Origin of the sequence: Actinoplanes sp. NPDC051346 (genome assembly GCF_040682215.1) — a bacterium.
In the GTDB taxonomy this organism is placed as follows: domain Bacteria; phylum Actinomycetota; class Actinomycetes; order Mycobacteriales; family Micromonosporaceae; genus Actinoplanes.
On the sequence record NZ_JBFBAJ010000033.1, the window covers coordinates 1 to 11031 of the forward strand.

The window sequence follows — 11031 nt, forward strand, 5'->3', positions numbered from 1 at the left end:
GTGCCGGACTGGGACAACGCGCAGGCCGGCACGATGTTCGAGCAGATGCTGACACAGAGCAAGGACATCAAGGGGGTGCTGGCCGCCAACGACGGCATCGCCAACGCGGCCATCGGGGTGCTGCGAAAATACCGCCTGAACGGCGAGGTCCTGGTCACCGGGCAGGACGCCACCGTGCAGGGCCTGCGCAACATCCTCGCCGGCGACCAGTGCATGACCGTCTACAAGGACATCGAGAAGGAGGCCGCCGCGGCGACCGGGCTGGCGGTCGCGCTGGCCCGGGGAGAGCGGCCTCCCGCCCTCACCGAGGCGATCACGGACCCGGAGACGGGCCGAACCATCCCGGCCGTCCTGCTCACCTCGAAGGCCGTCACCCGGGACACCATCGCGGAGGTCATCGCCGAGGGCTTCGTGACCAGGGAGGAACTCTGCGCCGCCGAGTACGCCGCCGCCTGCGCGAACGCGAACCTCGGCTGATCGATTTGTGAGGCATATCCGCTTCGTGTATCCCGCCCCCCTCAATTCGCCGAGGTCCGCTAGCGTCGTCGCGTCGGGCACGATCGGCGGCGCACGAGGAGGGGCAGTGGCGAAGGCCGGGGGAGTGTTCTGCGTCGAGGGCCAGTGGGAGGACGACCTCACCGAGCGAGGATCCGTGCTGCCCACCCTCGAACTGCTCGAACGCCTCGGCAGCATCCGCTTCATCCACCGTGACACGGCGACCACCGAGGAACTGCACTACTACCTCGACACCTGGCTCTCCCGGAAGTACCAGGACTACAAGGTCGGCTTCTTCGCCCTGCACGGGCAGCCGACACAACTGTGCCTCACCGCCAAGACCACGGTCGAACTCGACGAGATCGCCGCCTGGATGTCGGGACGGTGCGCCGGCCGCAGCCTGTACTTCGGCAGTTGCTCGGTGCTGCGCGCCTCCGACCGTGTCCTCAAGGAATTCCTGCACGAGACGAAGGCCGCGATGCTGTGCGGCTTCACCAAGGCGATCGACTGGGTCGAGTCGGCGGCCTTCGAGACGGTCGTCCTCAACGCCATGGTCAACGGCGGACGCATCGACAGCGTCGAACGCCTCATGCGCTCCAGCCGTTGGGGGGCGCTCGCCGACCACCTCGGCTTCCGCGTGGTCTACGCCAACGGCCGCACCGGCTGACGGGCCGCCGGGTGCGAATTGGCCCGCGCCGGGCAAGGAACGACCGTTCTACGGTACGACCATGGCAGACGGTGAGATCGTCGGATTTCTCGGGCTCGGGGTCATGGGCGAGCCGATGGCCCTGCGCCTCGCCCGGGCCGGCACCCCGCTGGTGGTCTGGAGCCGGCGTCCCGAACGGTGTCATGCCGTCCACGAGCGGGGCGCGAGCGTCGCGCCGAGCCCGGCGGCCGTGCTGGAGCGCGCGGACGTCGTCCTGATGATGCTGGCGAACGGCGAGGCGGTCGACGCGGTCCTCGGCCGGGGCACTCCCGCCTTCCAGGCCGTCGACGGCCGGCTGCTCGTGCACATGGGAACCACCTCCCCGGAGTACTCGCGGGCGCTGGCCGACGACGTGGTCGCCGCCGGCGGACGCTACGTCGAGGCTCCGGTGTCCGGATCGCGCCGCCCCGCCGAGGCCGGGCAGCTCGTGGCGATGCTCGCCGGGGACCCGGCGGACGTGGCCACCGTGCGCGAGATCATCGCGCCGATGACCCGGGACGCGACGCACTGCGGTGCCGTGCCGCAGGCGCTGCTGATGAAGCTCGCCGTCAACCTCTACTTGATCAGCATGGTCACCGGGCTCGCCGAGGCCTACCACTTCGCCGCGCGCTCCGGGGTGGATCTCGCGCGGTTCGCCGCCGTGCTCGACGCCGGGCCGATGGCCAGCGACGTGTCGCGGATCAAGAGCGCCAAGCTGCTCGCGCGGGACTTCGCGGTGCAGGCCTCGCTGCGAGACGTCCTCATGAACAACGAGCTGGTCGCCGCGGCCGCCCGCAGCGCCGGAATAGCCTCGCCCGTGCTCGACGCCTGCCACGTCCTCTATACGGAAGCGGTCGCGCTCGGGCACGGCGACGAGGACATGGCCGCCGTGGTGCGAGCCCTGGAAACCCGCTGAGCTACCCGCTCACCGCAGGACGAGCAGGTCGAGAGCGTCGACCACCGGGCCGGCCTCGGTCTCCGCGGCTTCGCGCAGGCGAACCACCCCGGCCGCGTACGCCTCGTCGGTGATCAGTTGCAGCGGGGTGTGCGCCTCGCGTCGCAGGCACGCGGCGGCCTCCCGCAAGGACGGGGCGGTCACCTGCGGAACCTGTTCGAAGCCCGAGATGGTGAAGCCGGCCGCCGGCGACGGCAAGAACAAGTGCATCGACTCACATCTGTCCTGACGGCCGTCGTCATGGCGCATTAGGATCCGGCAGTGCTGATCTTCGACGCCCCCGACGGCACCAGACTCGCCTATCGTCGCGTCGGTGGCGACGGGGAGCCGCTGGTCGTGCTGCCCGGCGGCCCCATGCACGCCGCCGCCTACCTCGGTGACCTGGGCGGCCTGTCCGCGCACCACCCGCTGGTCCTGCTGGATCCGCGCGGGACCGGCGACTCGGCCGTGCCGCGCGAACCCGCGACGTACCGATGCGACCGTCAGGTCGGCGACGTCGAGGCCCTGCGCGCGCACCTCGGGATCGAGCGGCTGAGCCTGGTCGCCCACTCGGCCGGCGCGACCCTCGCCCTGCTGTACGCGGCCCGCCATCCCGATCGGGTCGGCCGCCTCGTGCTGATCGCCCCGAGCCCCCGGCCGGTCGGCCTGGAGATCACCGACGCCGACCGGCGGGAGGTCGCCCAGCGGCGCCGCGGGGAGCCCTGGTTCCCGGACGCCTTCGCCGCCTTCGAGCGCGTCTGGGCCGGCCGGGCCGCCGACGACGACTGGGCGGCGATCGCGCCGTTCTCGTACGGCCGGTGGGACGCGGCCCGGGCCGAACGCGCCAGTCAGGCGGGCCACCGCAACCCGGAGGCGACGGCCGGCTACTACGGCGAGGGCGCGTTCGCGCCGGAGGCGGTGCGGTCGGCGCTCGGTCGCCTGCGGGCGCCGGTGCTGCTGATCGCCGGCGAACACGACGTCGGCCTCCCGCCGGGGCGGGCCGCCGAATACGCGGGGTTGTTCGCGCGGGGTGAGCTCGCCGTGCAGCCGGGAGCGGGACATTTCCCCTGGCTGGACGACCCCGGGTGGCTCTCGGAGACGATCGCCGCCGCCCTGCGCGCCGATCCGGCTGGGTAATCCGGCCACCCGGGCAACCTAATGGCCGCGGACGGCCACTGACAGGGCATGACCTACTTCCGCCGCGCCCCGCGTTCGGATCCGTTCTTTGTCTCGACCGCGGCGCCGGAGCTGACCGCCGAGTTGCGCGGTGAGGCATACGCCCTGCTCCGCAGGTTCGACGCGGTGGTCGGCCCGACCACCGACGGCGGCTGGTACGCCTTCGGCCTGCGCGAGCCGTCCCTCGCGCCCGACCTTCGGGCGCTGACCGCCGCGCACAGCCTCACCCTGGCGGCGTTGCGGCTGGGCCTGCACGTGGCCATGCTCCCGACCCTCCCCGCCCCGGCCGGAAAAAAGTTCGTCTCACCGGGCAACCTTCTCGGCGCCGGGGAGCACTGACAGGGTGATCGCCCGCGGGGAGGCCGTTCCCGGACCTCACGGCCCTCCCGCGGGCGGCCGACCGGGTCTGTCAGGCCAGGCGTTCCCTGGCGGCCGCGCGGACGGGGGGTAGCTCACCGTCGCGGGGGTGGCGCGGTGCTGCCTCGGACGATCAGGTCCGGGGGGACGACGAGGTGTGCCGGCGGGCCGGCGTTCTCCGCGTCGACCAGGTGTTCCAGCAGCAGGGCGAGGCTGCGCCGGCCGATCTCGGCGAAGTCCTGGCGCACGGTGGTGAGCGGCGGCAGGAAGTAGCCGGAGTCGGGCATGTCGTCGAAGCCGACCACGCTCACCTCCTCCGGCACCCGGCGGCCCGCCTCGTGCAGGGCGCGGAGCACGCCCAGGGCGATGCGGTCGTTGGCGCAGAAGATCGCCGTCGCCTCCGGGTCGAGGGCCAGGTCCTGGCCGCGGCGGTGACCCCATTCGGCGTTCCAGGAGTCGAGTGCGGCCGGTGGGACCGGCGCGCCGGCCTCGTAGAGGGTGTCGCGCCATCCCGCGACGCGTTCCTGGGCCTCCGGCCAGTCGGGGGGGCCGCCGACGTGGTGCACGGTTCGGTGGCCGAGGTCGAGCAGGTGTCGGGTGGCGAGCCGCGCGCCGGCGGCGTTGTCGACGCGGACGGTCGGGACCGCGTCCGGGTCGCCCGCTCCACCTACCGCGACACAGTAGAGGCCCGGCGGCGCCTGGAGCAGGCCGCTGGTGACCGAGGGTTTGGGGGCGATCGCGATGATGCCGTCGACCGCGTGCTGGGAGAGGCGGTCCACGGCTTCGAGCACCTCGCGGCGTTCGAGGGTACGGATGGTGGCGATGCTGACCAGGTATCCGGCGGTGCGTGCGGCGTCCTCGATGCCGTACAGCATGGAGGCCGGGCCGAACAGCGTGGTCTCGAAGCCGATCAGGCCGAGCGTGTGTGAGCGTCGGGTGACCAGCGTGCGGGCCGCCAGGTTGCGGCGGTAGTTCAGCGACTGCATCGCCTCAAGGACCCGGGTCCGGGTCTCCTCTTTGACGTTGGGGTGGTCGTTGAGCACCCGCGACACGGTCTGGTGGGAGACGCCGGCGAGCTTGGCGACGTCACGCATGACCGTGACCCGCTTCTTTGCTGGCACGCGGTCCCCCTTGATCTCCTGCCGGCTATGTGAACGGTAACACGCCGTGCTCAGGAAACGGTCGTGCCGCCGGCGATCATGCGGATCGTCCAGCCCTCGTCGTCGTTCGCGGCGGCGACGTGGTCGCAGGCCTGGTGGGCGATCCACAGGCCCCGACCGCCGGTCGCCGTTCCGGTGGCGGGCAGTAGACCCGCGAAGGGGTCCTTCGGTCCGGCCCCGGCGTCCGTCACGGTCACCACGATGCGGTCGGCGCCGCCCCAGACCCGCAGGTGCACCGGCGGGCGGCCGTACCGGATCGCGTTGGTGACCGTCTCGCTCACCGCGACCACCAGGTCGTCCACGTGCTGCGCGGGCATGCCGCCGCGATCCGCGGCGTGCACGGCCCGCCTCGCCTCGCCGGGCGTCGGTGCCTCCAGCACCACCGTCGGCGGGCCCGCCTGCAGCGGATCCAGCACGGGCGGGCGGTGCTCGCTCAGATATTCCCGCGGATCCGTGTACGCGTCGCTGTCCTCGTGCCGCCCACCCGCGACCGCGAACCGCGGATGCGTACGCGCCACATCCGTCAGCACCGCGGCCGGCGTGATCCGGGTGTCGTAGGCGCACATGCTCCACAGCGGGAAGTCGTCGTACGCGTGGTTGATCGCCGACTCGTAGCGCGCCCACCAGTCCCAGGTGTTGCCGAACGCGGCGGACGGCATCTCGCCGATGATCCGGATCTGGGTGGCGCCGGCCGCGACATGCTTGGCGAGCAGATCGCGGTAGCCGCGGATGGCGGAGGAGGGTCGGGCATACCTGGCACCGCCGGCGAGGAACCGCACCGGCGTGCCGACGGGCAGCGCGGACCGGATCAGGCCCGCTGTGCGTTCGCCGAAGGCGACGATAGTCGGCTCGCCGGCCGCGATCCCGCCGAGCAGGAAGGGCAGGGTGACCTCGACGAGTTCCTCGTCCGACGCGTAACGCACGGCCGCGTGGAAGTAGCCGGGATGTCCGGCGGCCGCACCCGTTCTCATAGGGCGCTCTCGACCCGCAGGGCGGTCAGACCCATCAGCGCCACCAGGCGGGCGGGGACGGGCGTCCGGGTGCGCAGCACGGCCGTCATGCCGTGGCTGTGGGCGTACTGGTCGAGGTCGACCAGGCAGTTGTGGTCGACGAAGGTGAGCCGCCCGGCGTCGATCACCAGCTCTGCGGAGGCCGGGCGCGGTTCGGCGCGCGCGAGGGCTCGGACGAACAGGTCGCGGTTCGCCCAGTCGAGCTCACCCGAGAGGATGACGTCCGCCTGCCCGGGTAGGCCCGCGGACAGCCGGAACGGCGCTGTGGACAACGGGTGCAGGCACGCCAACTCGTCGACGGCCTCGTCGCCCAGGGCCACCCGGTCGTAGCCGCACAGGGCCGAGAACGGCGCCCCGCGCATGTAACGGTCGACGAGGTGCTCGTAGCGGGCGAAGGCATCGAGCTGGGCCGGCGTCCCTACCAGGGACGTCGCCTCGGCCGCGACCCGCAGACCGCAATAGCCGTCGGCGAGCGCCCGCTCGGTCGCGGCCGCGTAGGCGGACACGCCGGCGGCGGGATCGATCACGCCGTCCTCGGGATAGTGGTCGCCGATCCGGACCAGCTCGGGCCGGAAGCGCCAGCCCCGGGGCGGCGTCGGGGCGAGATACCAGACGCGCTCACCGGCGGCGACGCCCTCGGCGAGGAAGTCCCGGGCCGCGTCCTCGAAGGCGGCGGGCTCGGCGTAGGCCAGGCAGACGTGACCGCCCACCCGGGGCCGCCGTGGGCCCGTCATTGTCGCCATTCTGTAGATGATAGAAGGACAGGCGAGCTGGTGATGCGCCGGAATTTGCGGGGTTACGCCGGATTGTGGCCGGTCGGTTACGGGCGGGGTGGGGCCGTGGCGGGTAGACCCACGGCGGGGGCGGTGGGGGAGCCGTCGCGCGTGCCGGCTTGTTCGGCGGCCCGACGCAGCCGAGCCACCCGCTCGCGGTGATAGCGGGTGAGCCAGCAGAGCTTGTCCCGGGCCAGGGCCGGATCGCGCAGAAACGCGACGAACTCCGGATCCCGGAAGGGCCGGACGTCGTCCCAGGCGGTCGCCTGGACCGACCAGGCGCTTCCCGGCGGCATGGTGCGGCCCAGGTGGTCCAGGGCGTGGTCCAGATCGAACAGCAGCGCGGCGGCGCCGGCCAGCAGCGGAGGGTGGTCCTCGGAGCGGCGTTCGAGCCCGTCCAGGAGCCACCCGAGGCTCCGCTGGTGCGGCACCGCCCGCAGCATCGACCGCAGCTGCGCGTCCGTCACGGCGTCCAGGTCGGCGAGCTCGTTGCGGCGGCGCCAGGCCAGGTCGGAGAGCTCGTTCCAGTACAGGGTGACGACGAAGCAGACCGTGACCGTCACCAGCAGCACCCAGCGCAGCACCGTGGTGACGACCGGGGCGGCTCGCTCGGGTAGGTACGCGGACCCCTCCGCGTCCACCGTCAGGATGCCGAGCAGGGCGAAGCCGAAGACCGCCACGACGACGACCAGGCCATCGGCGATGCCGCGCTCCCGCAGCCGCCGCCGCAGGAACCGCCGGATCACCCGGTCTGGCCTTAGCAGCACCTCCCGGCGTGATCCGCCGTCGACCGCTGCCAGCACGGCGAGGGCGGGCCAGAGAACGGCGAGACCGCCGAGGATCCATCCGCTCGCGTCGAGGACCCCCCGGCCGCGCGCGAGCAGGACGTCCCAGGGCAGCCGGGACAGCATGAGGAGCAGGGCGCACCCGTAAACGAAGACGACGAGTCCGTAGAGGCTGGCCGCCGCGGTGAGCAGGCTCGGTGGAACGGTGGCACCCCGGCACGCGTGCCACCAGAGCAACGCCGCGACGGCGAGCACGCCGAAGACGGCCGCCTCGCCGAGGTGTTTCTCGCCGCCGAAGGCGGGGCGCGTCAGGTCGACGACCGCGCGCAGGGCGAAGACGGCGGCCATGCCGGCGGCGATGGCGCTCAGCACCCGCAGGCCGACCGGCTGGCTCACCGACGGGGTCAGTGGGTTGTGATACCAGGCCCGCCGACCGTTCAGGGCCTCCCGCAGAAAGGACAGCCTGATGCGCGACGCCGCGCCGATCGGGAGTTCCGGCAGGACCGCGGCTTCGGTCAGCGCCCCGACCTGCAACGCGGGCAGATTGGCGAAGGTGGACCAGTGGTCGACCGCCCAGGCCGCGACCGCGGTGTCGGCGAGCGGCAGGACGTCCAGGGCGACGAACCAGTCGTAGGTGGCACCGGAGAGGAACGCGCTCACCACGAGCCGGTCCACGTCGCGGCTGACGTCCGGCGGCACCCGTACCGTGCCGCCACGGCAGACCGCGGCGAGCATGATGAGCATCGCCGCCGTGGGCTGTGGCCACGCGAACCGCTCCCGCAGGCCGGTCACCCGGTCGAGGCCGGCCACATCCACCCGGGCCAGCAGGCCCGGCACCTGGGACAGGCCGGCGGCGAGCAGGGCCCGGACCTCGGCGAAGAGGAGATCGCGGGCCTCCGGCGGTCCGTGGCGCAGCACGAGCGGCACGACCTCCCGCCAGCGTTCTCCCAGAATGTCCGGGCCGGTGGCCAGGTCGGGCCGGGCGATGATCGCGCCGGCGGCCAGGCAGTCCTGGAACAGTCGGTGCGTGAAGGCGACGGAGGACACCTCGGTGCCGTCCATGCGCACCGTGATGATCCCGGCGGCCATGAGGGCGGGCGTGGCGGCCCTCGCCTCGGCCGCCGTGGCGAAGCCGTACCGGGTCATCCGTTCGGCGAGCCGGCTCCATGCCGCGCCGTTCGGCTGAGCGTCGAGCGTGACACAGAAGGCGAGCTGTTTCGCGATGGTGTGCAGGTGGGGGCCGCCCGCGCCGGTGAGCCGGGCCTCGATGGCCCGGTCGAAGCTCTCGAAGAGGGTCTGGGGCAGCGCGTCCGGGGCGGCCGCGACGTATTCACACAGGACGCCCAGCGTGAACGGCGTGTCCGCCAGGGAGCGGATGGTGGGGTCGGTGCGTAGCCGCTGACGCAGTCGGCGCGCGGCGGCGCCCCGGAGTCCCGCGGCGCGGACGAGTCGTCGTTGGCGGCGGGGACGCAGGGGCTGGACACGGATGGTGGCGGCGGCGTCCACTATGGTCGTCTCGCCGAAGCTCCGGCCGGCGACGACCGCCCGCGCGTGCGGCAGGCTGCCGACGAACCGCCGGATCGCCCGTACGTGCATCTCCTGGGCGTGGGCGAGATCGGTGGCGGAGGCCAGCGCCGGAATCTCGTCGAAGCCGTCGAACAGCAACGTCCAGCGGACGGTGTCGCGACTCTCCCGCAGGTACTTGAGGACCGTCTCGTCGAGCAGGGGGTCGCTGTCGGCCAGCAACGTCGCCACGTGCTCGCGAAGCGTCTGGACGCTGACCGGCTTCGTGGCGTCCAGCCGACTCAGGTCCACATAGACGGGTACCCGTACGCCGGGGACGGCACGCTGGGCACCGGGCATGCGCCCTCGGGCGAGCCGGCGCATCGCCGCGCTCTTGCCGGCGCCCCGGGTGCCGACCAGCAGGGTCATGGCCTCGCTGTGCCGGCGGACGCGGCCGCGGCTCGCCCGCCGTAGCGACCGATCGAGGCCGGCGTGTCTCGTCTTGCCGCGGCGGGTCAGGGATGCGTCGAGCGGCACCACCGGCAGGCCGGGGCGGCGCCTGGGCGAGGTCCGGGAGACCTCCGAGTCGGCGACCAGCGCGGCCGCGTTCCGGATGACCCGGCCGAGGTCCAGCGCCGCCGCGTTCCGGGGTGCGTACAGCAGGCGGTACCAGCCGAGGACGAACAACGCCGCGGCGCATGCGGGGACGAGGACGCCCGACATCAGGCCCGGCGCGAAGAGCGGCTCCTTGAACGGCAGCAGACCGGGCACGAAGCGTCCGAGAAGGACGGCGGCGGCCGCGACGACCGCCAACGCGCCGGTCAGCCGGCGGAACGGGATGAGCCACGCCTGCCGGAGCGTGGTCAGCGCCGCCAGCAGGGCGAGTACGGCGACGACGACGGCGGGAGGTATCTCAGTCCAACCAGGTCCCATCGTGACATCTTGTGGTCGATGAACAACATGAGGTAGTCGCCCGAGGGGGTGGACCTTCGCGATGATCAGCCACCGCGCCGAAAAATAATGAGAAATAAATGTGGCGAAATTGAACCGGGGTAATTCGCGGAAGTGATGAACCGGCCCGTGGCCCGATCCCGTATCGACTCCCGTACACAAAAAGTGATGTTCGATGACGAGGAGTGGTGATGAGACTGCGTCAGCGACGGGGTGCCGGGGTCAACCGTAAGGCGATCGGCGCCGCAGTCTTCGCCGGAGTGCTGGTGGCCGGCGGTTTGACCGGCCTGCAGTTCGCCAACGCCGGCGAGCAGGCGGCGGCCGCGGAGATCGTGGTGGTCGACGGCCAGAACTTCGACATCGCCGGCTGCGAGAAGCTGGAGGTCAACGCCGGCGCGGTGGTCTGCGACGGCGAGCCGCTGAAGCCGGAGCAGGAGGCCGGCGCCGCTGACAAGGCCGCGGCGTCCGCGCAGCTGCTCGAGGCGTCCTGCGCCCAGTTCGCGATCGACCAGGCCGCCGCCGCGGCCGAGGCCGCGGGCCAGGAGGAGGAAGCCGGCGAGGAGCAGGCCGGCGCCGGTGACGAGGGCGCGGCCGTGCCGAAGTCGAAGAAGGCCAAGAAGGCGATCGCGAAGCGCTGGGCCGCCAAGATGGGCCAGGCGCAGGGCAAGGGTCAGGCGCAGGGCAAGGGTCAGGCGCAGGGCAAGGGCCAGGCGCAGGGCAAGGGCCAGGCGCAGGGTCAGGGCAAGGGCCAGGGCCAGGGCGCTGCCGGGCAGGGCGAGGACGCCGCCGGGAACGGCAACGCCGAGGAGCTCGACGCCGCGGTCATCACCGCGCGGGAGGCGCTGCTGACGGCGTGTCTGACGCTGGAGGAGGCGAAGGCCGCCGCCGGTGACGACGCCGGGGCGGGCGAGGAAGCCGGTAACGGCGCGGACGAGCAGGGCCAGAACGAGCAGGGCCAGAACGAGCAGGGCCAGAACGAGCAGGGCCAGAACGAGCAAGGCCAGGACGAGCAGGGCCAGGACGAGGCCGGCGCCGCCGGCAAGAAGTCGGGTTCCGGCTCGAAGGGCTGAGGTAGGAACAAGTCGCGTGGCGCGGCCCTCGTCGAGGGCCGCGCCCCCCACAGTAGACCGGGCGCGCGCGGCCCGGGCCGCCCCCCAACGAGGTTAGCCAGCCCCGCGCGCCCCCGGGCGAGCGCCCCACGG

Annotated in this window: 9 protein-coding genes and 2 pseudogenes; 6 read left to right on the top strand and 5 right to left on the bottom strand. The window is 72.7% G+C overall.

Annotated features, from left to right (window positions below; translation table 11 throughout):
* From AB0M36_RS37435 to AB0M36_RS37445, 3 genes and pseudogenes are all read left to right on the top strand, one after another.
* A partial coding sequence (locus AB0M36_RS37435) for a substrate-binding domain-containing protein (RefSeq protein WP_364167513.1) occupies positions 1–477 on the top strand: 477 nt, incomplete at its 5' end.
* A 106-nt stretch (positions 478–583) separates the two neighbouring features.
* Positions 584–1162, top strand: a complete 579-nt coding sequence (locus AB0M36_RS37440) for a hypothetical protein (protein ID WP_364167516.1) — start codon at positions 584–586, stop codon at positions 1160–1162.
* A gap of 55 nt (positions 1163–1217) precedes the next feature.
* Positions 1218–2096: pseudogene (locus AB0M36_RS37445) on the top strand (NAD(P)-dependent oxidoreductase); the annotation flags it as partial.
* 9 nt (positions 2097–2105) lie between these two features.
* On the opposite strand, the pseudogene AB0M36_RS37450 reads toward AB0M36_RS37445, so the two are convergent.
* Positions 2106–2318, bottom strand: a pseudogene (locus tag AB0M36_RS37450) (SAM-dependent methyltransferase); the annotation flags it as partial.
* A 78-nt stretch (positions 2319–2396) separates the two neighbouring features.
* Between AB0M36_RS37450 and AB0M36_RS37455 the strand changes: the two are divergent.
* Together AB0M36_RS37455 and AB0M36_RS37460 are read left to right on the top strand one after the other, a co-directional pair.
* Positions 2397–3251: an alpha/beta hydrolase gene (locus tag AB0M36_RS37455; RefSeq protein WP_364167519.1), complete on the top strand. Its 855-nt coding sequence runs from the start codon at positions 2397–2399 to the stop codon at positions 3249–3251.
* Between the two features lie 48 nt (positions 3252–3299).
* Positions 3300–3629 carry a DUF2064 domain-containing protein gene (locus tag AB0M36_RS37460; protein WP_364167522.1) on the top strand — a complete coding sequence of 110 codons (330 nt, stop codon included), beginning with the start codon at positions 3300–3302 and terminating at the stop codon, positions 3627–3629.
* Positions 3630–3742: 113 nt separating this feature from the next.
* Here AB0M36_RS37460 and AB0M36_RS37465 read toward each other — a convergent pair whose 3' ends face one another.
* From AB0M36_RS37465 to AB0M36_RS37480, 4 genes are all read right to left on the bottom strand, one after another.
* Positions 3743–4741, bottom strand: a complete 999-nt coding sequence (locus AB0M36_RS37465) for a LacI family DNA-binding transcriptional regulator (protein ID WP_364167535.1) — start codon at positions 4739–4741, stop codon at positions 3743–3745.
* 77 nt (positions 4742–4818) lie between these two features.
* Positions 4819–5778, bottom strand: coding sequence for a sensor histidine kinase (locus tag AB0M36_RS37470; RefSeq protein ID WP_364167524.1), 960 nt, complete (start codon positions 5776–5778; stop codon positions 4819–4821).
* Positions 5775–6560 carry an MEDS domain-containing protein gene (locus tag AB0M36_RS37475; RefSeq protein ID WP_364167526.1) on the bottom strand — a complete coding sequence of 262 codons (786 nt, stop codon included), beginning with the start codon at positions 6558–6560 and terminating at the stop codon, positions 5775–5777. Before AB0M36_RS37475 ends, AB0M36_RS37470 begins: the two co-directional genes overlap by 4 nt.
* A gap of 77 nt (positions 6561–6637) precedes the next feature.
* Positions 6638–9811 carry an NACHT domain-containing protein gene (locus tag AB0M36_RS37480; RefSeq protein WP_364167529.1) on the bottom strand — a complete coding sequence of 1058 codons (3174 nt, stop codon included), beginning with the start codon at positions 9809–9811 and terminating at the stop codon, positions 6638–6640.
* A 209-nt stretch (positions 9812–10020) separates the two neighbouring features.
* On the opposite strand from AB0M36_RS37480, the gene AB0M36_RS37485 reads away from it, so the two are divergent.
* Positions 10021–10899 (top strand): hypothetical protein, encoded by an 879-nt coding sequence (locus AB0M36_RS37485; protein ID WP_364167532.1) that lies wholly within the window; start codon positions 10021–10023, stop codon positions 10897–10899.
* Positions 10900–11031 lie beyond the last annotated feature (132 nt).

Excerpts from the sequence above, each read along its gene's own strand:
- AB0M36_RS37460 (WP_364167522.1), top strand. The coding sequence starts at position 3,300 with ATGACCTACTTCCGCCGCGCCCCGCGTTCGGATCCGTTCTTTGTCTCG.
- AB0M36_RS37465 (WP_364167535.1), bottom strand. The coding sequence starts at position 4,741 with ATGCGTGACGTCGCCAAGCTCGCCGGCGTCTCCCACCAGACCGTGTCG.
- AB0M36_RS37470 (WP_364167524.1), bottom strand. The coding sequence starts at position 5,778 with ATGAGAACGGGTGCGGCCGCCGGACATCCCGGCTACTTCCACGCGGCC.
- AB0M36_RS37475 (WP_364167526.1), bottom strand. The coding sequence starts at position 6,560 with ATGGCGACAATGACGGGCCCACGGCGGCCCCGGGTGGGCGGTCACGTC.
- AB0M36_RS37480 (WP_364167529.1), bottom strand. The coding sequence starts at position 9,811 with ATGGGACCTGGTTGGACTGAGATACCTCCCGCCGTCGTCGTCGCCGTA.
- AB0M36_RS37485 (WP_364167532.1), top strand. The coding sequence starts at position 10,021 with ATGAGACTGCGTCAGCGACGGGGTGCCGGGGTCAACCGTAAGGCGATC.